Origin of the sequence: Pseudothioclava arenosa (genome assembly GCF_002358085.1) — a bacterium.
Taxonomy (GTDB): domain Bacteria; phylum Pseudomonadota; class Alphaproteobacteria; order Rhodobacterales; family Rhodobacteraceae; genus Pseudothioclava; species Pseudothioclava arenosa.
This window is the reverse complement of record NZ_NTJD01000006.1, coordinates 40,452-60,248: the sequence shown is the minus strand read 5'-3', so window position 1 is coordinate 60,248 and position 19,797 is coordinate 40,452. Positions and strand designations below refer to the sequence as shown.

Here is a 19,797-nt window from a genome sequence, read left to right as displayed (position 1 = left end):
CAAAAGGATCAGTTCGGCGCCTTGATCGTGCGCAGGTAGGGCAGCTTCACGTCGACGTCGCCGAACTTGGCCTTCGCGTCTTCGGTCGAGAGCGAAAGCGCCACGATCACGTCCTGGCCGGGCACCCAGTTCGCAGGGGTGGCGATCGGAACGCCATCGGTCGCGCGCACGGCGTCAAGCGCGCGCAGGATCTCGGCGAAGTTGCGGCCGACCGACATCGGGTAGGACATGGTCAGGCGGACTTTCTTGTCGGGGCCGACGATGAACACGGTGCGAACCGAGGCCGAGTCGGCAGCGGTGCGGCCATCGGGCATGTAGGCGTCGGCCGGCAGCATGTCATAGAGCTTCGAGACGGTCAGCGAGGTGTCGTCGATGATCGGGAAATTCGCGGGCGCGCCGGCGAAGCTGGAAATGTCGGCTTTCCATTTCACGTGCTCTTCGACCGAGTCGACCGAAACGCCGATCACCTTGGTGTTGCGCGCGGCCCATTCATCGGCCAGCTGCGCCACGGCGCCGAACTCGGTGGTGCAGACGGGCGTGAAGTCTTTCGGGTGCGAAAACAGGATCGCGTAGCCGTCGCCGATCCAGTCGTGGAAATTGATCTCGCCTTCGGTCGAGGCGGCGGTGAAATTCGGGGCGATGTCGTTAATGCGCAGGCCCATCAGGTCCTCCTTTGGCGGGTTTCGACACCGATATAGGGTGTCTTTTCCGGGTCTTCCAGACGTTTGGGCGAACATGTCACAGCTTCGCGAAGCGGCTTGCGAACCGACCGCGGCAATGTCAGGCTGCGCGCCGGAATAGCCTGGGGGGCCTGACATGATCGAGAAACGCGACTTCTATATTGACGGCAAGTGGATGGCGCCGGCGGTGCCGCGCGACTGCCTCGTGATCGACCCCTCGACTGAAGATGCCTGCGCGGTGATCAGCCTCGGCGATGCGGCGGATACCAATGCTGCTGTGGCCGCCGCGAAGCGCGCGCTGCCCGGCTGGAAGGCGACGCCGCCGGCCCAGCGTCTCGCCTATGTCGAAAAGATCCTTGAAATCTATCAGGCGCGCGCCGAGGAGATGGCCGAGGCGATGAGCCTTGAAATGGGCGCGCCGATCGACCTTGCGCGCAACAATCAGGTTGGCGCGGGCAGCTGGCACATCGCGAATTTCATCAAGGCCGCGAAAGAGATCGACTGGGTGCGTCCGTTGGGCGACGGCACGAAGGGCGCGATGATCGCGCTGGAGCCCGTCGGCGTTGTCGGGCTGATCACGCCCTGGAACTGGCCGATGAACCAGGTCACGCTCAAGGTCATCCCGGCGCTGATCGCGGGCTGCACGATGGTGCTGAAACCCTCGGAAGAGGCGCCGCTGTCGTCGCTCTTGTTTGCCGAGTTCATCCATGATGCGGGCGTGCCGGCAGGGGTGTTCAACCTCGTGAATGGCGACGGGCTTGGCGTGGGCACGCAGCTTTCGACCCATCCCGATATCGAGATGATCTCGTTCACCGGCTCGACCCGCGCGGGCAAGGCGATCTCGGTCGCGGCCGCCGAGACGCTGAAGCGCGTCTGCCTTGAGTTGGGCGGCAAGGGCGCGAACCTGATCTTTGCCGATGCCGATGAAAACGCGGTCAAACGCGGGGTGCAGCATTGCTTCCAGAACTCGGGGCAAAGCTGCAACGCGCCGACGCGGATGCTGGTCGAGCGCAGCTATTACGACCGGGCCGTGCAGATTGCGCAGGAGGTGGCCGAAAAGACCAAGGTCGGCAATCCGCGCGAGCCGGGCAAGCATATCGGGCCGGTCGTGAACAAGGCGCAGTATGAAAAGATCCAGGGCTTGATCGAGACGGGCATCAAGGAAGGCGCACGGCTTCTGGCCGGCGGGCTTGGCCGCCCCGAGGGGCTCAATCGCGGCTATTACGTGCGCCCCACGGTCTTTGCCGATTGCACCCCCGACATGACGGTGATCCGCGAGGAAATCTTTGGCCCGGTGCTCTCGATCATGCCCTTCGACAGCGAGGAAGAGGCCGTCGCACTGGCCAATGACACGCCCTACGGGCTGACCAATTACGTGCAATCGGGCGATGGCGCGCGCCGCAACCGTCTGGCGCGCGAGCTGCGTGCGGGGATGATCGAGATGAACGGTGAGAGCCGCGGCGCGGGTGCGCCCTTCGGCGGCGTCGGTGCCTCGGGCCGGGCACGTGAAGGCGGCCATTGGGGCATTGAGGAATTCTGCGACGTCAAGTCGATCTCGGGCTGGGCCGAGTAAACTTCGCTGCGCAGCGAAACGACCGGAGGGGGCCGCGCGCCCCCTTCGTATTTTGCGCCGCCACCCGGATCGCGCAGCAATCGGGTTGCACCTGCGCGCCTGAGCGGCGAGTATCGCGCCCGCTTTCGAGAAGGAGAGGGACATGAGCTTCACGCTGGCCACCTGGAACATCAACTCGGTCCGCCTGCGCGCCGGGCTGGTGGAAAAGCTGATGCGCGAAGAGGCGCCCGACATCCTGTGCCTGCAGGAATGCAAGAGCCCGGTCGAGAAAATCCCGCGCGAGGCCTTCGAGGCGCTGGGCTACCGCTGGATGGTGGCGCGTGGCCAGAAGGGCTACAACGGCGTCGCGATCTTTTCGAAACTGCCGATGCAAGAGGCGCGCGCCGAGGATTGGGCGCAGATGGGCCACGCGCGCCACATCGCCGGGCAGCTCGAGAACGGCGTGACCATCCACAATTTCTATGTGCCCGCGGGTGGTGATATTCCCGACCGCGAGCAGAACGAGAAATTCGGCCAGAAGCTCGATTTCCTGACCCATATGCGCGACGATTTCCGCGCCGCGCCGCCGGAAAAGTCGATCCTGGTCGGTGACCTCAACATCGCCCCGCGCGAAGATGACGTCTGGAACCACAAGCAACTGCTGAAAATCGTGTCGCATACGCCGATCGAGGTGGACCACCTCGCGCAGGTGATGGAGGGGGGCGACTGGGTCGACGTGACGCGCAAGGATATCCCCGAGGGGCTTCTCTATTCGTGGTGGAGCTACCGCGCCAAGGATTGGGATGCGGCCGATAAGGGGCGCCGGCTCGATCATGTCTGGGCCACGCCCGACATCGCCAATGCCGCCCATGGCTCGCGCGTGTTGCGCGACGCGCGCGGCTGGGAGCAGCCCTCGGATCACGCGCCCGTTTTCGCGACATTCGATCTCTGAGACGATCCGCCCCTTGGCGCGCGCCCGCCGCGCCGCCATATAGGGCCCAAGCCAATTCCCGAGAGGAAGACCAAGATGTTCGGAACCGAGAAACCCGCCGCCCCCGCCGCTTTCGTCAAGGATGTGACCGAAGCCGATTTCATGGTCGAGGTAATCGAGAAATCGCAAGAAGTTCCCGTGATTGTCGATTTCTGGGCGCCCTGGTGCGGCCCTTGCCGTCAGCTCGGCCCCGCGCTCGAGGCGGCGGTGAACGACGCCAAGGGCAAGGTCGTGATGGCCAAGGTCAATGTCGATGAAAACCAGATGCTGGCCGGGCAGATGCAGGTGCAGTCGATCCCGACGGTTTATGCCTTCTGGCAAGGGCAACCCGTTGACGGGTTTCAGGGCGCGCTGCCGGGCTCGGAGCTGAAGAAATTCGTCGAGAAACTCGCCGCGATGGCGGGTGATGGCGGTCTGGCGGATGCCGTGACCGCCGCCGAGGAAATGCTGGCCGAGGGCGCGGCCGAGGATGCCGCCGAAACCTTTGCCGCGATCCTCGAAGAGGCGCCCGAGATGCCCGAAGCGCTGGGCGGTTTGATCCGCGCGCGCATCGCGCTGGGCCAGCTGGACGAGGCCGAGGCACTGATCGAGGGCGCGCCCGCCGCGATCAAGGGCTCGGCCGCGATCGAGGCCGCCCGCGCGCAGCTGCATCTTTTGCGTCAGGCCGCCGAAGCTGGCCCGGTGGCCGAGCTGACCGCCGAGGTCGAGGCCGACCCGGCCAATCATCAGGCGCGCTTCGATCTGGCCAAGGCGCTCCATGCCGAGGGCCGCGTCGAAGAGGCGGTCGAGCAATTGCTTGAACTGTTCCGCCGCGACCGCGAGTGGAACGACGGCGCCGCCAAGGCGCAGCTGTTCACGATCTTCGAGGCGCTCAAGCCCAACGATCCGATCGCGCAAAAGGGCCGCCGCCGTCTTTCGTCGATGATATTTGCCTAAGTGCGATCCCGCACTAGCTGATCTCGCATGATCAAAGCCAGCGACCTTCCTCCGATCATTCCGCTGTTCCCGTTGCCGGGGGCATTGCTCCTGCCGCGCGGGCGGTTGCCGCTGCATATCTTCGAGCCGCGCTATCTGCAGATGCTCGAAGACTGCATGAAGACGCGGCACCGGCTGATCGGCATGATCCAGCCCTGCCGTGGCCGCGACGGCTGCAAGACGCTGAGCATGATCGGTTGCGCGGGGCGCCTGACCGGGTTTTCCGAGACTGAGGACGGGCGCTACATGATCACGCTGTCGGGCGTGTCGCGGTTCCGTTTTCTGCACGAGGTCGAAGGCTTCACGCCCTATATCCGCGCCGAGGTGTCCTGGACCGATTTCGCCCGCGACATGGGCGCCGCCGAACAAGACCCGGGCTTTGACCGTAAGGGGTTCTTTGACCTTCTCTGCCGCTATTTCACCGCGCAGGGCCTTGAGACCGACTGGGATATGCTCAAGGATGCCGATGACGAGCTGTTGCTGAATTCTCTGGCGATGCTCTTGCCGCTGGATGCCGAGGACAAGCAGGCGCTGCTTGAGGCGCCTTGCCTTGCGACGCGGCGCGAGACATTGGTGACCTTGATGGAATACGCCCTCTGCGGCGGATCAGAGGAGAAGATGCAATGACCGAAGCCGAGACCCAGCCCGCCAAGCCGCTGTTCGATCGCCGCATGCTCGAGGCGCTGGTCTGCCCGCTGAGCCATGCGACGCTGCACTACGATGCCGAGCGCGAGGAGCTGGTGTCCAAGCCCGCCAAGCTCGCCTTCCCGATCCGCGGCGGCATCCCGATCCTGCTGGTCGACGAGGCGCGCAAGCTCGACGATTAAAGCGCGCGCCCCTGCAAGAGCCGGGGCACATCGCCCGACAAGCCCGCCGCCTGACGCATGAAATTCTGGCGCAGGCCCGGGATCGCATTGACAAGCCCCATGCCAAGGTCGCGCCCCGCGCGCAGCACCGGATTGTCGTTCGAGAACAGCTTGTTCACCGCATCCATTCCCAGCGCGAGCGAGGTTGAATCGAACCGCCGCCAGCTTTGATAGCGTTCGAGGATGTCGAGCGCGCCGATGTCTTCGCCGCGCCGCATCGCCTCTACCAGCACCTGCGCAAGCGCCCCCACATCACGTAGCCCGAGGTTCAGCCCCTGGCCCGCGATCGGGTGCACCCCATGCGCGGCATCCCCGATCAGCGCGACGCGCGGCGCGGCATAGGCCCGTGCCAGTGTCAGGTTGAGCGGATAGCTGAAGCGCGGCCCGGCAAGGCTGATCTCGCCCAGAAAATCGCCAAAGCGCGGGCGCAGAACCTCAAGGAAATCCGCGTCATCCAGCGCGGCAATCGCGGCCGCGCGCTCGCGCGTCTCGCTCCAGACGATCGACGAGCGATTGCCCTTGAGCGGCAGGATCGCGAGCGGCCCGGAGGTCATGAAATACTGATAGGCCACGCCCTCATGCGGCTTTTCATGAGCGATGGCGGCGACCAGCGCGGTCTGCCCGTAATCCCAGCCCTCACGGCTGATGCCCGCGCGTTCAGCCACGCCCGAGCGACGCCCGTCGGCGCCCACCAGCAGCTGCGCGGCCAGCTTGCGCCCATCAGAAAGTGTCACGACGATGCCGCCGGGCGCTTCTTCTTGTGCGGTGACCGAGGTGTCATGGATCAGCGTGATCCGCGGCTCGCCCTGCATCGCTTCGAGGAAGGCGCGATAGAGGAAACGGTCTTCGAGCATGTAACCGACGGGGGGCTGGTCCAGCTCGCGCGCGTCGAAATGCAGGAAGAACGGCGCGGCGCCTTCGCCCGGGCGGCCATCGGCGGCCTTCACATCCATCATCGGTTGCGCGTCGGTGGCCAGCGCGGGCCAGACGCCAATCGCCGCCAGCAATTTCTGCGAGGCGACCGCCAGCGCATAGGCGCGCCCGTCGAACTCATCGGCCGCGCGCTGGCGCGCGGGGGTGGCATCGACCACGGTCACGCTCAGCCCCGCTTGCGCAAGGGCCAAGGCCAGGGCGGGGCCGTTCAGCCCACCGCCCGCGACGATCACATCGGAATCATGTTTCATGCCGCCAATATGGCGCGCTGGGCGCGATTGTAAACTTGCGCCATTGTCAGATCTTTACCCCTTCGCTAGCTCTGGAGAAAACGGAGGGTGCGATGGACGCGTGCAAGCTCGGAGCGGCGGAACAGGGGCGGTTGATTGCGGCGGGGCAGCTTGACCCGGTCGAGCTGACTGAGGCCTATCTGGAGGCCGCCGACGCCGAAGGCGCGCGGATCTATGCGCGGCTCACGCCCGAACGCGCGCGGGCCGAGGCCGAGGCCGCGCGGACGCGGGCGCGCCAGGGTGTGCGCCGCGGGCCGCTGGATGGCGTTGCGCTGTCGTGGAAGGACCTGTTCGATACGGCGGGCGTCGCGACCGAATCCGGATCGCGCCTGCTTGAAGGCCGGGTACCCGGCCGCGATGCCGAGGTGCTCGAGGCCGCCGCGCTTGCCGGCACGATCTGTCTTGGCAAGACCCATATGACCGAGCTGGCCTTTTCCGGGCTGGGTGTGAACCCCTCGACTGCGACGCCGCCCAATGCGCATGATCCGCGCCTTGCGCCCGGCGGCTCGTCTTCGGGCGCGGCCTTGTCGGTGGCCAAGGGGCTCGCGGCGGCGGCGATCGGCTCGGACACGGGTGGATCAGTGCGCATCCCCTCCGCCTGGAACGATCTTGTCGGGCTGAAGACGACGCATGGGCGGCTATCGCTGCGCGGCGTCGTGCCGCTGTGCAAGCGTTTCGACACGGTGGGGCCGCTTGCGCGCAACGTCGAGGATTGCGCCCATCTGCTGGCTGCGATGGAGGGCCGCCGCTGCCCAGATCTGCGCGATGCGACCCTTGCGGGCGTGCGGCTTCTGGTGCTGGAAGGCCTGCCCTTCGAGGGCGCCCGCGCCGAGCCTGTCGCTGGCTTCGAGGCCGCCGTGAAGTTGCTGGAGGCCGCCGGCGCCCGGATCGAGCGGCGCGCGCTGGCCATGGTGACGCCCGCGCTGGCGCTCTCAGGCGTGTTGTTCGCGCCCGAGGCCTATGGGCTCTGGAAGGACGTGATCGAGGCGGCGCCCGAGAAAATGTATCCGCTGATCCTTGAACGGTTCCGTGGCGGCGCGCAGGTTCTTGCGGCCGATTACGTCAAGGCCTGGGACGATCTCGCGCGGTTCCGCGCGGCCTGGCTGGAGGCGACGGCGGGCTTCGATGCGGTGCTGGTTCCGACCGCGCCGATCCTGCCGCCCGATGCGACGCGGCTCCTGACCGATCGGCATTATTTCGAGACCGAGAACCTGCTGGCGCTGCGTAACACGCGGATCGCGAACGTGCTCGGGCTTTGCGCGCTGACCCTGCCGACCGGCGTTCCGATGACCGGGATCAGCCTGATGGCCGCACCCATGGCCGAGGACCGGTTGCTGCGCCTTGGCGTCGCCGCCGAGGCCGCTCTTGGCTGAAATGCAACAATTCGGCGCGGCAAGGCCCCGGGATTCATCGCTTTTTCTGGACGAAACCGGAGCGCTTCGGTAACGTTATGCAAAACAACGGGGCGAAATGACCCCGGCATATGAGGCACCGATGGTTTATCCCGAGCGGTTTTCGAACCTGCCCGAATACGCATTCCCGCGTCTGCGGACGCTGTTGGATTCGCATGCTCCCGGCGGCGAACCCATCGCCATGACCATCGGCGAGCCGCGCCATGCCATGCCCGATTTCGTCGGGCAGGTGCTGGCGGAAAACCTTGTGGATTTCGGCAAATATCCCACGAATGAGGGCTCTGCGGCGTTGCTGGGCGCGATTTCGGGCTGGATCGGGCGGCGCTATGGCGTCGAAGTCGGGCCTGACCGGATCATGGCGCTGAACGGCACGCGTGAGGGGCTGTTCAATGCCGCGATCGCGCTTTGCCCCGAAACCAAGAACGGCAAGCGCCCGGCGATCCTGATCCCGAACCCGTTCTATCAGGTCTATGCCGTGGCCGCCGCGACCGTGGGCGCCGAGCCCATCTTTGTGCCTGCGCGCGCCGAGACGAATTTCCTGCCCGATTACGCGAGCCTGCCGCCCGAGGTGCTCGATCGCGTGACGATCGCCTATCTCTGCTCGCCGTCCAATCCGCAGGGCGCGGTTGCACCGCGCGATTATCTGGCCGAGTTGCTGGCGCTGGCCGAAAAGCACGATTTCATCGTCTTTGCCGACGAATGCTATTCCGAGATCTGGCGCACGGAGCCGCCGCCCGGCGCGCTCGAGGTTGCCGCTGCCGAGGGTCATGATCCCGAGCGGGTCGCGGTGTTCCATTCGCTCTCGAAACGCTCGAACCTGCCGGGGCTGCGCTCGGGCTTCGTGGCGTCGGGGCCGGAGAATGTCCGCCAGATCCGCCAGCTGCGCGCCTATGCCGGTGCACCCCTGCCGCTGCCGCTTCAGGCGGTTTCGGCGCGGGTCTGGGCCGACGAGGCCCATGTCGAGGCGAACCGTGCGCTTTATGCCGAGAAATACGAAATCGCCGCCGAGGTATTTTCGGGCCTTCAGGGCTTTGGCCTGCCCGAGGGTGGGTTCTTCCTGTGGCTGCCGGTCGATGATGGCGAGGCGGCGGCGTTGAAGCTTTGGCGCGAAACCGGCGTGCGGGTCCTGCCCGGCGCCTATCTCGCGCGGGACGTGAACGGTGAAAACCCCGGCAAGGGGTATATTCGGGTGGCCCTGGTCGCCCCAAAAGAAGAAACGCAGCGCGGGCTGATTACGCTTCGCGACTGCATCTATGTGTGAGGGCAGTGAGAGATGGCATCCTATCAGGTAAGGCAGCGTGACCCGCTTCTCGACCAGAACACGCAGGCGGCGCTGGAACGGCGCGGCCGCGAGCTGATGGGCGCGGTCCTTGTGGTGATCGGTGTGCTGGCGGCGATGATGCTGGCCAGCTACACGCCCGAGGATCCGAGCTGGATGGCCGCCTCGGAGGAACCCGTCGCGAACTGGCTGGGCCGGATCGGGGCGGGCATCGCCTCGCCGCTGATCGTGATTGTGGGGCAGGGTGCGTGGCTGCTGCCGGTCGGGCTGATCGGCTGGGGTCTGCGCTTCATGCTGCATCGGGGCGAAGAGCGTGCGATGGGCCGCGCGACCTTCCTGCCGATCGCCGTTGTCGTCGCCGCCGTTTACGCCGCGCTTCTGGTGCCGGGCGAGGATTGGGGGCAGGCCTATGGGCTGGGCGGCCATTTCGGCGATATGATCGCGGGCTCGATCCTTGGGATTTCGCCGGTCTCGGGCAGCCTCGGGCTGAAGCTGCTGACCATCGTTTTTGCGCTTCTGACCCTTGCCGCAAGCATCTTTGCGCTTGGGTTCGACCGGACCGAGCTGCGCGCGATCGCGCGGTTCCTGATGCTGGGCACGGTCGCCGCCTATGCCAGCCTGATGACAGTGCTGGGCAAGAGCGCGTCCGCTTCGGTGCGCGCCGCGCGCAGTGCCGCCGAGCATCAGCGCCAGCGCCGCGCTGAAAAGGCCGCGCAGGCCGAGGAATGGGCGGTTTGGCAGGCGCAGCAAGAGGCCGCGCAGCGTAGCGCCTGGCCTCATGCTTCGGCCGAGCCGATGCTGCAGGCAGAGCGCCCCTCGATGCTGGCGCGCATCATCCGCCCGGCGCAGGCCGAAGAAGAATTCGCACCGATCGAGCCCGAGCTGATCGAGGCCGAAACCCCCGCCTGGATGGCCGATACCCATGCGCCCTCGGAAGAGCGCATCCGCGCGCGCATCCATCAGGCGGTGCAAAGCCGCCAGCAACCGCGCGTAGAACCGCAGATGGTGGCCGCGCATCCGGCCCCCGCGCAGCCCGCCGCGCCCGAAAGCGATGCCTTGCCCTCGGTGCTGGCCGCCGTTGCAAAGCGCCTTGCGCGCGGTCCGAAACCGGCCCCCGCGCCGATGGCGCCGCCGATGTTCCGCGCCGAACCCCCGTTGCAGGCGGCGCATCATCACGCCGCGGCGTTTGCGCCTACGCCCGCACCTGCACCTGCGCCGCTTCTGGCAGAGGAGCCGTCGATGTGGCAGGCCGCGCCCGAGTTCGAGCCTTTCGAGGTCGATCTCTCGATGGAGGGCGAGGAGTTCAACGTCTTCGCCGAGGAGGCGGATGATTTCGACGAGGCCTATGACGAATACGCGCCCGAGGATTACGAAATCCCGGCCGCGCCGCCGCGCGTCGAGCTGAACCGGCAAGTGATCCAGAAGCCCGCTGCGGGCCGTGTGGTGATGCCGCAGAAAAAGCCGGTCGCGCCCTCGAAACGCGCGATGGAAGAGGCGCAGCCGCGTCTTGCCTTCGAGCCCAAGCCGCACCCGGCCTATGAACCGCCGCCGCTGTCGCTCCTGACCAACCCGGTCTCGATCGAGCGTCACCAGCTGTCCGACGAGGCGCTGGAGGAAAACGCGCGGATGCTGGAAAACGTGCTTGATGATTACGGCGTCAAGGGCGAGATCGTCTCGGTCCGTCCGGGCCCGGTCGTCACGATGTATGAACTCGAACCCGCGCCGGGGCTCAAGGCGAGCCGCGTGATCGGCCTTGCCGATGACATCGCGCGCTCGATGTCGGCGCTTTCGGCGCGTGTCTCGACGGTGCCGGGCCGCTCGGTGATCGGGATCGAGCTGCCCAATGCGCATCGCGAAAAGGTTGTCCTGCGCGAGATCCTCTCGGCGCGCGACTTCGGCGATAGCGGCATGCGCCTGCCGCTGGCGCTGGGCAAGGACATCGGCGGCGAGCCGATGGTGGCGAACCTCGCCAAGATGCCCCACCTCTTGATCGCGGGCACCACGGGTTCGGGCAAGTCGGTGGCGATCAACACGATGATCCTGTCGCTGCTCTACAAGCTCTCGCCCGAGGAATGCCGCTTGATCATGATCGACCCCAAGATGTTGGAACTGTCGGTTTACGACGGCATCCCGCACCTGCTCAGCCCGGTCGTGACCGACCCGAAAAAGGCGGTCGTTGCCCTGAAATGGGTCGTGGCCGAGATGGAAGAGCGCTATCGCAAGATGTCCAAGATGGGCGTGCGCAACATTGAGGGCTACAACGGCCGCGTGAAGGAAAGCCTCGCCAAGGGCGAGATGTTCAAGCGCACCGTGCAGACCGGTTTCGACGAGGAGACCGGCGAGCCGATCTTTGAGACCGAGGAATTCCAGCCGCAGCCCTTCCCCTATATCGTCGTCATCGTCGACGAGATGGCCGACCTGATGATGGTCGCCGGCAAGGAGATCGAGGCCTGCATCCAGCGTCTTGCGCAGATGGCGCGCGCCTCGGGCATCCACCTGATCATGGCCACGCAGCGCCCCTCGGTCGATGTCATCACCGGCACGATCAAGGCGAACTTCCCGACCCGGATTTCGTTCCAGGTGACGTCGAAAATCGACAGCCGCACGATCCTGGGCGAGATGGGCGCCGAGCAGCTTCTGGGCATGGGCGACATGCTTTACATGGCGGGTGGCGGCAAGATCACACGCTGCCACGGCCCCTTCGTCTCGGATGAAGAGGTCGAGGAAATCGTCACCCATCTCAAGAGCTTCGGGCCACCCGAATATATGTCGGGCGTGGTCGAGGGGCCGGACGAAGACAAGGAAGCCGATATCGACGCGGTGCTGGGCCTGAACACGGGCGGCAACACCAATGGCGAGGATGCGCTTTACGATCAGGCGGTCGCGATCGTGGTCAAGGACCGCAAATGCTCGACCTCCTATATCCAGCGCAAACTGGGCATCGGCTATAACAAAGCCGCGCGTCTGGTCGAGCAGATGGAGGACGAAGGTGTCGTGTCCTCGGCCAACCACGTCGGCAAGCGCGAGATCCTCGTGCCCGAGCAATGACCCCCGCGAAAGCGTGAATGAAAGCCCTGCCGATGTGATCGCGCAGGGCTTTTTTCTGCCCGCAAAGCGCGTAGATTGGCGCCATGAAAACACTTCGCTTCGCCCTTGCGCCGGCTCTGGCGCTCATCTTGGCGGCCCCGGCTTTCGCCGATGCGGTGCCGCTGAAAGAGATCTCGCGCTACCTGAACGCGATGCAGACCGCCGAGGCGGACTTCACGCAGGTGAATGCCGACGGGACGATCTCGACGGGGACGCTGTTCATCAAGCGCCCGGGGCGGGTGCGGTTCGAATACGCCCCGCCTGACAAGACGCTGGTGATGGCCGGGGGCGGGCAGGTCGCGATTTTCGATCCGAAATCGAACACCGGGCCCGAGCAATACCCGCTGTCGAAAACGCCGCTGAGCCTGATCCTTGCCGACAAGGTCGATCTGGAACGCGCGCGGATGGTGACAGATCACCGTGAGGATGGGGCCAAGACCATTGTCACCGCGCAGGACCCGGAGCACCCGGAATACGGCAATATTCAACTGGTCTTCACCGCCGCACCGACGCAGCTGCGCCAGTGGGTGATTTCGGACGAGGGCGGGTCAAAGACCACCGTGATCCTTGGCGATCTGCGCGAGGGCGTCGAGCTGGGCTCGGCGATGTTCTCGATCCAGAACGAGATCATCGCCCGCGAATGACGGATCAGCGCCGGCAGCCTGCCAGTTGCTGGCGATAGGTCTCGGCGCGGGCCGCCACGCGATCCGCAACCGCCATCAGCCAGCCTTTCGACTGGTGCGATCCGCGCGCGAACCCGCTGCGCCCCTCGTGATAGGCAAGGTATTGGCTGCGTGCATCGCCTTTGGAAATGCCCAGCTTCTCGGTCGAGCCGTCCATGTACCAGCCCATGAAATCCGCAGCATCGTTGAAGCGGTTTCGCTTGGCGCCGTAGTTGCGCGTCTCGCGGCGGTATTCGTCCCAGGTGGCGTCAAGCGCCTGCGAATAGCCGTAGGCCGAGGATTGCCGCCCCAGCGGGATCACGCCCAGGGCGAAGCGATGCGGGGTCTTGGCATTGCTGATAAAGCGCGATTCCTGATGGATTGTCGCCATCTGCACATGCACGGGAATGCCCCATTTGCGCTCCGTGCGCTTCATGGCGCTGAAATAGGCGGGCTTTTCGCGGGCGAGGGCGCAGGCATTGTCGAGGTTGCGGGGCGCTTTGCCTCCACCTCCACCGCATGCGGCAAGAACCAGCACGAGGGCCAATTTAAAGACTGTCGATTTCACTGCTCTGCTCATTCAAGCTTTGTTTGCAGGCATCTTACGCGAAATTGCCCGGAAGGGAAATCACAATGCCCGGATGGCGAGACTGTTGGGCCATGGTTCACAGACTGTTTCCTGGCCAATTGTGGCAAAATATGGACAGCGCGCCACCTAAGGGGTTAGAAATAAAAGAGGAAGGAGGCCGCATGCACTCCGCAAACGCGAAATATCACATTGGACAAGTTGTCCGCCACCGGAAGCATCCCTTCCGTGGCGTGGTTTTCGATGTGGATGCCATGTTTTCCAACACGCAGGAATGGTACGAAGCCATCCCCGAAGACAGCCGCCCTTCCAAGGATCAGCCCTTCTACCACCTGCTGGCGGAGAACGATAACAGCTACTACGTGGCCTATGTCTCCGAGCAGAACCTGATGGCGGATTATTCGGGCGAACCGGTCGAGCATCCCGATCTGCATGACCTGTTCGGGGATTTCGAAGACGGTCGCTACCCGCTGCAGTTTCAGCTGAACTAAGATCTCGTCACGCGTTCTCCTTTTGGGGGCAAAGCGGCAGGCGAAACGCCAGCAAGTTCCGATTCGCATCGCGCTGATAGCCAAGCTCTTCCGCCAGATCATGAATCAGGAACCAACCAAACCCGCCTTCAGGCAGGTTTCCCGGTTGCGGTCTGCCCGGATCGTCCGGCAGAACCCGGCGCAGGCAATCTTCCGGAAGCGGCACGCCGTCATCGCTGATCGAGCAACTGAGCCCGCGCCGATCCTGCACGATCGACAGGGTCACCGTGCCCTCGTCGGCATCCTGATAGCTGTGCTCCACCACATTGTTGAGGATCTCGGCCAGGATCAGTTCGAACGTGCCAGCCTCGTCCGCACTCATCAGCCGCGCAAAGCGCGCAACCGCCGCCCGAAGCGCCTCGCGCACGGCCTGCGGCCTGGCTGGAAAGCTCGTGTGAAAGATACGGCCCTCTGCCGCATCTGGCGAAGCTGACCCGGCCTGCGCGCGCTCAGCCCGCATGGCGAATGTCTCCGGATGCCAACTGCGACAGGTCACCGTGAATAGGGAATACCGAATCCATCCGGGTCAGGCGAAATACCTTTTCCACATTCGGTGTCAGCCCCGCCAATTCCAGCTGCCGCAGTGGCGCCAGTGCCTTCATGATCGCGACCAGAGCGCCCAGCCCCGAGCTGTCGAGAAAGGTCACCTGCGACAGGTCGAGAACCACGCGTGACGTAGCGGAACTTGTCAGTTCCCGGATCTGATCCTTGAAACGAATTGCAATCGCCGCATCGAGTCGCTCTTCTTCGACATGGACGATCAGCACCCCGGACCGGGTTTCTGCGGAAAGGTTCATGGCTCGCTCCTGCGAAGGTCGTTTGACCGCAGGCTACGGGGCAAAGCTTACCAATCGGTATCCAGCGATCGTGTTTATGAGGGAGGAAACCATGAGAAATGTTGTCATCGTGTCGGCGGCGCGCACGCCGATGGGGGGGATGCAGGGCGTGTTCAACACGGTCACCGCGGCCGATCTGGGCGGAGCCGCGATCCGCGCGGCCTTGGCCTGGGGCGGCGTGGCACCCGAGCGGATCGAAGAAAACCTGATGGGCTGCGTGCTGCCTGCGGGCCAGGGGCAGGCCCCCGCGCGCCAGGCGGGATTCGCGGGCGGGCTGGGACAGTCCGTGCCGGCGACGACGCTGAACAAGATGTGCGGCTCGGGGATGAAAGCCGTGATGATGGCCTATGATCAGATCGCCACCGGCTCGACCGGAGTGATGGTCGCAGGCGGCATGGAGAGCATGACCAACGCGCCTTACCTCCTGCCGAAGATGCGTGGCGGGGCGCGGCTTGGCCATGCGCAGGTCGTCGATCACATGTTCCTCGACGGGCTCGAGGACGCCTATGACAAGGGCCGCCTGATGGGCACCTTTGCCGAGGATTGCGCCGAGGCCTTCGGCTTCACCCGTGAAGAGCAGGATGCCTATGCGCTGGCCTCTCTGTCGCGTGCGCTTGAAGCGCAGAAATCAGGCGGGTTCGCCACCGAGATCACCCCGGTTGCCGTCGCCACCCGCAAGGGCGAGGTCGAGGTCACCGAAGACGAGCAACCCGGCAACGCCCGCCCCGACAAGATCCCGCAGCTCAAACCCGCCTTCCGCAAGGGCGGCACGGTGACGGCGGCGAACTCGTCCTCGATCTCGGATGGCGCGGCAGCGCTCGTGGTGGCCGCCGAAGAGGTCGCCACGGACGAGGGCCTGCCGATCCGCGCCCGCATCCTTGGCCACGCCAGCCACGCACAGGCGCCCGCCGACTTTCCCACCGCGCCGGTTCCGGCAGCCGAAAAGCTGCTCGCGCGGCTGGGCTGGTCCGTCGAGGATGTCGATCTGTGGGAGGTCAACGAAGCCTTCGCCGTCGTGCCCATGGCCTTCATGAAGAAGCTCGGCATCCCGCATGACAAGGTGAACGTGAACGGTGGCGCCTGCGCGCTGGGTCACCCGATCGGCGCCTCGGGCGCGCGCATCCTTGTCACGCTCCTGCACGCGCTCGAAGCGCGCGGGCTCAAGCGCGGGGTCGCGGCGATCTGCATCGGCGGCGGCGAGGGCACGGCCATCGCGATCGAGCTCCCCTGATCTTCATTTTGCTCTAAATATCCCGGGGTCGGGGGCGGCGCCCCCGTCCTCGGCCAAGGACCTGCGCATGCCTGTGAATTACGACACGCTCGCCGCCACTATCGCGGCGCTCACCCACGGCGAGACCGACGAGGTCGCGCTGATGGCGACGCTCGCCTGTGAAATCCATCACGCCGATGACCGCTTCGACTGGACGGGCTTCTACCGCGTGACAAGCCCCGGCGTGCTCAAGATCGGCCCCTATCAGGGCGGGCACGGCTGCCTCGTGATCCCGTTCTCACGCGGGGTCTGCGGCGCCGCCGCGCGCGAAGGCCGCACCCAGCTTGTCCCCGATGTCGAGGCCTTCTCCGACCATATCGCCTGTTCCTCCAGCACGCGTTCCGAACTGGTGATCCCGGTCTTTGCGCGGCGCGGGCTGATCGGGGTGCTCGATATCGACAGTAACCAACCCGACGCCTTCACCGCCGAGGATGCGACGCGGCTTGAAACGATCCTCGCAGCGGTTTTCGCCGATCTCTGACTTGACCGGCGCGCCCGCGCGGGCCATCTCGGCGCCATGAGCGATTACGTCTATACCCCGCCTTCCGATCCGCCGCGGATCCTGCATGCCGATCACGAGATTCTCGTGGTCGACAAACAGGCGGGGCTGTTGTCGGTGCCGGGCAAGGGGCCGGACAAGGCCGATTGCCTGATCGCGCGGCTGCGCGCGGTTCACCCCGAGGTGCTCCTGGTGCATCGGCTCGATACCGATACCTCGGGGGTGATGGTCTTCGCGCTCACGCCCCATGCGCAGCGCCACCTTGGCCTGCAATTCGAGAACCGGCAGACGAAAAAGGTCTATCAGGCGCTTTTGGCGGGGGTGCTTGCGCAGAAAGAAGGGCGCGTCGACCTGCCGCTTTGTGTCGATTGGCCGAACCGCCCGCGCCAGCATGTGAACCACGAACAGGGCCGCCCCGCGCAAACCGACTGGCGCGTGATGCGCCATGAAGACGGCAACACCCGTGTGCGGCTGATGCCGGTCACCGGGCGCTCGCATCAGCTGCGGGTGCATATGATGGAGCTTGGGCACCCGATCCTTGGCGATCCGCTCTATGCCGAGGGGGCGCGGCGCGACTATCCGCGCCTGATGCTCCATGCCGAGAGCCTGCGCTTTCGCCATCCCGACGGCGGGCGGCACCTGAGCTTCTCCGCGCCCTGCCCGTTCTAGACCTCAGGCCCAGCGCACCTCGCCCAGGAAAATATAACCCGCGCCATAGATCGTCTTGATCAGGCGGGGGTTCTTGGGGTCTTCGCCGAGTTTCGTGCGCAGCCGCGAGATCCGCACATCCATCGCCCGGTCAAAGCTCTCTCCCGCCGCGCCGCCCAGCGCCTCTTGCATCTGCGCGCGGGTGATCAGCCGGTTCGGGCTATCGAGGAACAGCCGCAGCACCTCGCCTTCGGCATGGCTGAAGGGCGTCTCGGTGCCGGTCTCGTCGACCAGCACGTAGCGATCGAAATGCGCCCGCCAGCCCGCGAAATGCGCGACCTGCGAACTGGCGCCGGTTTCCACGCGCCCTTTACGCAGCCGGGCCCGAATACGGGCCACGACCTCGGCGGGATCGAAGGGCTTGATGATGTAATCGTCGGCGCCGAGCTCAAGCCCGGTCACCCGGTCCTGCACCTGCGCGCGCCCCGAGATGATGATGATCGCCGCCCCTGATTCTAGTGCCAGCCGATGCACCACCGCCAGCCCGTCACGGTCCGGCAGGCCCAGATCGACCAGGCAGACATCGGGCGCGGTGCGCTTCAGCCCGGCCTCGAACTCGGTCGCGCGGCCATAGCAGGTGGTGCGGAAGCCTGCCTCTTCGAGCGCATCGGCCAGCATCCGGCGGATTTCGGGCTCGTCATCGAGGATGGCGACATGGGGCGGGGTCGAGTGGGTCATGGCTGAAGTCCGGACAAGAGGGCGGCAAGCTCGCCCTTCGTGAAGGGTTTTTGCAGCACCGGGCAGGGCGCGGAGGCGCGCAACCTGTCGCCGGGCGGCAGCGATGTCATCAACAGGGTCGGCAGGCGGCCTGCCAATTCTTGCGCGAGCTCGACGCCGGTGCCTTCGCCGGCCAGCTGAATATCCGAGAGCACCATCCCGATGTCGGTCAGCTGCGCCAGAACGCGCGCCTCGGCCAGCGTCGCCGTCTCGATCACGGAATGGCCAAGGTCGGTCAGCATGTCGCGCACATTGGCGCGGATCTCGTCATTATCCTCGACCAGGAGCACCATCATCGGGCGCGCGCCTTTCGCCAGCCGCAACGGCAGACGCAGCACCACCCGCGCGCCGGTGTCGGTGTTTTCCAGCCGCATCGTGCCGCCGGCGAGCTTGGTCTGGTCATAGACCATCGAGAGCCCGAGCCCCGAGCCCTCGCCGCCCTTGGTGGTGAAGAACGGATCGAGCGCATGTTCAAGCGCCTCGTTGGAAAAGCCGGGGCCCTCGTCGCTCACCGCGATTTCAAGCCATGTGTCCTGAACCGGATGCGCTTCCAGCACGATCCGCCCGCCTTTGGGCGCCATCGCGTCGCGCGCGTTCAAAAGAAGGTTCAAGACCGAATCCTGCAGCGGGCCCGGATCGATCAGCATCGGCGCCTCAAGCCCCGCGAGCCGCATGTCCAGCGCCACCGCATCGCCCAGCGTCGGACGTGCCATCGAGGCGAGATCCTCGAGCAGCGGCGTGATTTCCACCGCCTGTGGGCGCAACTCGCGCTTGCCGGAAATCGCGGCCAGACGATCGAGCAGCATGCCCCCACGCCGCGCCGCCGCCAGCGTCGAGCGGGTCGCCTCGCGCACCTCGTCGGGCAGGCTCTCCATCCGCTCGATCCGGCCCTGCACTCCCATGATGATCGTCAGGAGGTTGGCGAAATCATGCGCGAGCCCGGAGCTTAACTTTGCGGCCAGTTCGCGCCGTGAGGCCTGCGCCAGAGCCGCGCGGGCCTGGGTTTCATGCGTCACGTCGGTGGACAGGATGAACACGCCCGTCACCCGGCCGTCAGGCATGCGCTCGGGCGTGAGCGCGATGCGGATGCGCCGCCCCGAGGGCTCATGCGTGATTTCAAGCACACTTGCTTCGCCCGCGAGCGCTTTGGAAAACCCGGGCTCGATCTTGGCAAAAGTATTGGCGCCGAGCGCCGTGATGCCGTGCTGGCCTACCGCATCCGAGGCCGAACCCGGCATGATCGACGACAGCCGCCGGTTTGAGAACGTATAGATGAAGTTGCGGTCGATATGGGCGATATGGGCGGGCATCATTTCGGTCACGAGACGGGTGCGCGCCTCGATCGCGGTCAGCTCGGCCTTGGCCTCTTCGAGTGCGGCATTGGTTGCAGCCAGCGCGCGGTTCGCGCTCGCCAGTGCCTCGGCATGATCCAGAACCTGGCTCGAGAGTTCCTCGGAGCGGGCGCGCAGCAGAGCCTCCTGCCGCTTGGTGCCGGTGATGTCGGTATAAACGGTGACCCAGCCGCCCTGCGGCAGGGGCGCGCCCTCGACCGCGATGGTGCGGCCGTTGGTGCGCGTGCGCTCCATGTAATGGGCCTGAAAGGCACGGGCCTGATTCACGCGGTCGTGCACCGCCTTCTCGATATCGGCGACGGGGCCGTATTCACCGCGCTGGACAAGAAATCGGACCGTCTCTTCGAAGGACGTACCGGTCCGCGTCAGCGCTTCGGGCAGATCGAACATCACCTGATACTGGCGGTTGGAGACGGCCAGCCGCAGGTCGCTGTCGAAGATCGAAATCGCCTGCTGGATCAGGTTCAGCCCGGCCTGCGTCAGCCTTTCGCGTGTCTCTTCGCTGCCCATTTTTCCGTGCCTCCCGGCCTATCGCTAGCACCCCGGCAGGGCCGGGCAAAGGGTATAATCGC

The 19,797-nt window shown here is 65.5% G+C and carries 20 protein-coding genes; 13 read left to right on the top strand and 7 right to left on the bottom strand.

The features are described from left to right. Window positions 1–8: 8 nt before the first annotated feature. Window positions 9–662: a peroxiredoxin gene (locus CLN94_RS09090; RefSeq protein WP_096433411.1), complete on the bottom strand. Its 654-nt coding sequence runs from the start codon at window positions 660–662 to the stop codon at window positions 9–11. Between the two features lie 154 nt (window positions 663–816). Between CLN94_RS09090 and CLN94_RS09085 the strand changes: the two genes are divergently transcribed. The 5 genes from CLN94_RS09085 to CLN94_RS09065 all read left to right on the top strand — a co-directional run bounded on the left by CLN94_RS09085 (window position 817) and on the right by CLN94_RS09065 (window position 5,025). Then, complete coding sequence (locus CLN94_RS09085; RefSeq protein WP_096433409.1) at window positions 817–2,253, top strand: aldehyde dehydrogenase family protein; 1,437 nt, start codon at window positions 817–819, stop codon at window positions 2,251–2,253. Window positions 2,254–2,395: 142 nt separating this feature from the next. Then, window positions 2,396–3,184 (top strand): exodeoxyribonuclease III, encoded by a 789-nt coding sequence (locus tag CLN94_RS09080; protein WP_096433407.1) that lies wholly within the window; start codon window positions 2,396–2,398, stop codon window positions 3,182–3,184. A gap of 75 nt (window positions 3,185–3,259) precedes the next feature. Next, window positions 3,260–4,159, top strand: coding sequence for a thioredoxin (trxA, locus tag CLN94_RS09075; RefSeq protein WP_096433405.1), 900 nt, complete (start codon window positions 3,260–3,262; stop codon window positions 4,157–4,159). A gap of 27 nt (window positions 4,160–4,186) precedes the next feature. Beyond that, window positions 4,187–4,825: an LON peptidase substrate-binding domain-containing protein gene (locus CLN94_RS09070; RefSeq protein ID WP_096433403.1), complete on the top strand. Its 639-nt coding sequence runs from the start codon at window positions 4,187–4,189 to the stop codon at window positions 4,823–4,825. Then, window positions 4,822–5,025 (top strand): Trm112 family protein, encoded by a 204-nt coding sequence (locus CLN94_RS09065; protein WP_096433401.1) that lies wholly within the window; start codon window positions 4,822–4,824, stop codon window positions 5,023–5,025. Before CLN94_RS09070 ends, CLN94_RS09065 begins: the two co-directional genes overlap by 4 nt. On the opposite strand, the gene CLN94_RS09060 is transcribed toward CLN94_RS09065, so the two are convergent. After that, window positions 5,022–6,248, bottom strand: coding sequence for an FAD-dependent monooxygenase (locus CLN94_RS09060; protein WP_096433399.1), 1,227 nt, complete (start codon window positions 6,246–6,248; stop codon window positions 5,022–5,024). The two genes, CLN94_RS09065 and CLN94_RS09060, sit on opposite strands and share 4 nt — an antisense overlap. Window positions 6,249–6,340: 92 nt before the next feature. On the opposite strand from CLN94_RS09060, the gene CLN94_RS09055 reads away from it, so the two are divergent. The 4 genes from CLN94_RS09055 to CLN94_RS09040 all read left to right on the top strand — a co-directional run bounded on the left by CLN94_RS09055 (window position 6,341) and on the right by CLN94_RS09040 (window position 12,709). Continuing rightward, complete coding sequence (locus CLN94_RS09055; protein WP_096433397.1) at window positions 6,341–7,660, top strand: amidase; 1,320 nt, start codon at window positions 6,341–6,343, stop codon at window positions 7,658–7,660. A gap of 121 nt (window positions 7,661–7,781) precedes the next feature. Further along, the gene (locus CLN94_RS09050; protein WP_096433395.1) at window positions 7,782–8,960 is read left to right on the top strand and encodes an aminotransferase class I/II-fold pyridoxal phosphate-dependent enzyme; all 1,179 of its coding nucleotides are present in this window, start codon (window positions 7,782–7,784) and stop codon (window positions 8,958–8,960) included. 12 nt (window positions 8,961–8,972) lie between these two features. Next, complete coding sequence (locus tag CLN94_RS09045) at window positions 8,973–12,026, top strand: DNA translocase FtsK (RefSeq protein ID WP_096433393.1); 3,054 nt, start codon at window positions 8,973–8,975, stop codon at window positions 12,024–12,026. 83 nt (window positions 12,027–12,109) lie between these two features. Then, a complete protein-coding gene (locus tag CLN94_RS09040) occupies window positions 12,110–12,709 on the top strand; it encodes a LolA family protein (RefSeq protein WP_096433391.1) in 600 nt (199 codons plus the stop codon). 4 nt (window positions 12,710–12,713) lie between these two features. Here CLN94_RS09040 and CLN94_RS09035 read toward each other — a convergent pair whose 3' ends face one another. Further along, window positions 12,714–13,307 (bottom strand): transglycosylase SLT domain-containing protein, encoded by a 594-nt coding sequence (locus CLN94_RS09035; protein WP_096433389.1) that lies wholly within the window; start codon window positions 13,305–13,307, stop codon window positions 12,714–12,716. A 170-nt stretch (window positions 13,308–13,477) separates the two neighbouring features. Here CLN94_RS09035 and hspQ point away from each other — a divergent pair, with 170 nt between their 5' ends. Further along, the gene (gene hspQ / locus CLN94_RS09030) at window positions 13,478–13,804 is read left to right on the top strand and encodes a heat shock protein HspQ (protein WP_096433387.1); all 327 of its coding nucleotides are present in this window, start codon (window positions 13,478–13,480) and stop codon (window positions 13,802–13,804) included. Window positions 13,805–13,811: 7 nt separating this feature from the next. On the opposite strand, the gene CLN94_RS09025 is transcribed toward hspQ, so the two are convergent. Next, entirely contained in the window at window positions 13,812–14,303 is a 492-nt protein-coding gene (locus tag CLN94_RS09025) for an ATP-binding protein (protein WP_096433385.1), read from the bottom strand. Continuing rightward, on the bottom strand, window positions 14,293–14,640 hold the full coding sequence (locus CLN94_RS09020) for an STAS domain-containing protein (protein ID WP_096433383.1): 348 nt from the start codon (window positions 14,638–14,640) through the stop codon (window positions 14,293–14,295). Before CLN94_RS09020 ends, CLN94_RS09025 begins: the two co-directional genes overlap by 11 nt. Window positions 14,641–14,731: 91 nt before the next feature. Between CLN94_RS09020 and CLN94_RS09015 the strand changes: the two genes are divergently transcribed. The 3 genes from CLN94_RS09015 (at window position 14,732) to CLN94_RS09005 (ending at window position 17,117) form a co-directional block, all read left to right on the top strand. Next, complete coding sequence (locus CLN94_RS09015; RefSeq protein WP_096433381.1) at window positions 14,732–15,910, top strand: thiolase family protein; 1,179 nt, start codon at window positions 14,732–14,734, stop codon at window positions 15,908–15,910. 67 nt (window positions 15,911–15,977) lie between these two features. Continuing rightward, window positions 15,978–16,430, top strand: a complete 453-nt coding sequence (locus CLN94_RS09010; protein WP_096433379.1) for a GAF domain-containing protein — start codon at window positions 15,978–15,980, stop codon at window positions 16,428–16,430. Window positions 16,431–16,466: 36 nt separating this feature from the next. Then, window positions 16,467–17,117 (top strand): RluA family pseudouridine synthase, encoded by a 651-nt coding sequence (locus CLN94_RS09005; protein WP_096433377.1) that lies wholly within the window; start codon window positions 16,467–16,469, stop codon window positions 17,115–17,117. A 3-nt stretch (window positions 17,118–17,120) separates the two neighbouring features. Here the strand turns inward: CLN94_RS09005 and CLN94_RS09000 are convergent, their stop codons facing one another. Together CLN94_RS09000 and CLN94_RS08995 are read right to left on the bottom strand one after the other, a co-directional pair. Next, complete coding sequence (locus CLN94_RS09000) at window positions 17,121–17,834, bottom strand: response regulator transcription factor (RefSeq protein ID WP_096433375.1); 714 nt, start codon at window positions 17,832–17,834, stop codon at window positions 17,121–17,123. Beyond that, a complete protein-coding gene (locus CLN94_RS08995; protein WP_096433373.1) occupies window positions 17,831–19,735 on the bottom strand; it encodes a hybrid sensor histidine kinase/response regulator in 1,905 nt (634 codons plus the stop codon). The genes CLN94_RS09000 and CLN94_RS08995 overlap by 4 nt, the downstream gene beginning before the upstream one ends. Window positions 19,736–19,797 lie beyond the last annotated feature (62 nt).

What these genes read in the sequence shown, in the direction of transcription:
- CLN94_RS08995 (WP_096433373.1), bottom strand. Translation starts at nt 19,735, where the DNA reads ATGGGCAGCGAAGAGACACGCGAAAGGCTGACGCAGGCCGGGCTGAAC.
- CLN94_RS09000 (WP_096433375.1), bottom strand. Translation starts at nt 17,834, where the DNA reads ATGACCCACTCGACCCCGCCCCATGTCGCCATCCTCGATGACGAGCCC.
- CLN94_RS09045 (WP_096433393.1), top strand. Translation starts at nt 8,973, where the DNA reads ATGGCATCCTATCAGGTAAGGCAGCGTGACCCGCTTCTCGACCAGAAC.
- hspQ (WP_096433387.1), top strand. Translation starts at nt 13,478, where the DNA reads ATGCACTCCGCAAACGCGAAATATCACATTGGACAAGTTGTCCGCCAC.
- CLN94_RS09080 (WP_096433407.1), top strand. Translation starts at nt 2,396, where the DNA reads ATGAGCTTCACGCTGGCCACCTGGAACATCAACTCGGTCCGCCTGCGC.
- CLN94_RS09020 (WP_096433383.1), bottom strand. Translation starts at nt 14,640, where the DNA reads ATGAACCTTTCCGCAGAAACCCGGTCCGGGGTGCTGATCGTCCATGTC.
- CLN94_RS09060 (WP_096433399.1), bottom strand. Translation starts at nt 6,248, where the DNA reads ATGAAACATGATTCCGATGTGATCGTCGCGGGCGGTGGGCTGAACGGC.
- CLN94_RS09065 (WP_096433401.1), top strand. Translation starts at nt 4,822, where the DNA reads ATGACCGAAGCCGAGACCCAGCCCGCCAAGCCGCTGTTCGATCGCCGC.
- trxA (WP_096433405.1), top strand. Translation starts at nt 3,260, where the DNA reads ATGTTCGGAACCGAGAAACCCGCCGCCCCCGCCGCTTTCGTCAAGGAT.
- CLN94_RS09015 (WP_096433381.1), top strand. Translation starts at nt 14,732, where the DNA reads ATGAGAAATGTTGTCATCGTGTCGGCGGCGCGCACGCCGATGGGGGGG.
- CLN94_RS09055 (WP_096433397.1), top strand. Translation starts at nt 6,341, where the DNA reads ATGGACGCGTGCAAGCTCGGAGCGGCGGAACAGGGGCGGTTGATTGCG.
- CLN94_RS09010 (WP_096433379.1), top strand. Translation starts at nt 15,978, where the DNA reads ATGCCTGTGAATTACGACACGCTCGCCGCCACTATCGCGGCGCTCACC.
- CLN94_RS09005 (WP_096433377.1), top strand. Translation starts at nt 16,467, where the DNA reads ATGAGCGATTACGTCTATACCCCGCCTTCCGATCCGCCGCGGATCCTG.
- CLN94_RS09035 (WP_096433389.1), bottom strand. Translation starts at nt 13,307, where the DNA reads ATGAGCAGAGCAGTGAAATCGACAGTCTTTAAATTGGCCCTCGTGCTG.
- CLN94_RS09040 (WP_096433391.1), top strand. Translation starts at nt 12,110, where the DNA reads ATGAAAACACTTCGCTTCGCCCTTGCGCCGGCTCTGGCGCTCATCTTG.
- CLN94_RS09090 (WP_096433411.1), bottom strand. Translation starts at nt 662, where the DNA reads ATGGGCCTGCGCATTAACGACATCGCCCCGAATTTCACCGCCGCCTCG.
- CLN94_RS09070 (WP_096433403.1), top strand. Translation starts at nt 4,187, where the DNA reads ATGATCAAAGCCAGCGACCTTCCTCCGATCATTCCGCTGTTCCCGTTG.
- CLN94_RS09050 (WP_096433395.1), top strand. Translation starts at nt 7,782, where the DNA reads ATGGTTTATCCCGAGCGGTTTTCGAACCTGCCCGAATACGCATTCCCG.
- CLN94_RS09025 (WP_096433385.1), bottom strand. Translation starts at nt 14,303, where the DNA reads ATGCGGGCTGAGCGCGCGCAGGCCGGGTCAGCTTCGCCAGATGCGGCA.
- CLN94_RS09085 (WP_096433409.1), top strand. Translation starts at nt 817, where the DNA reads ATGATCGAGAAACGCGACTTCTATATTGACGGCAAGTGGATGGCGCCG.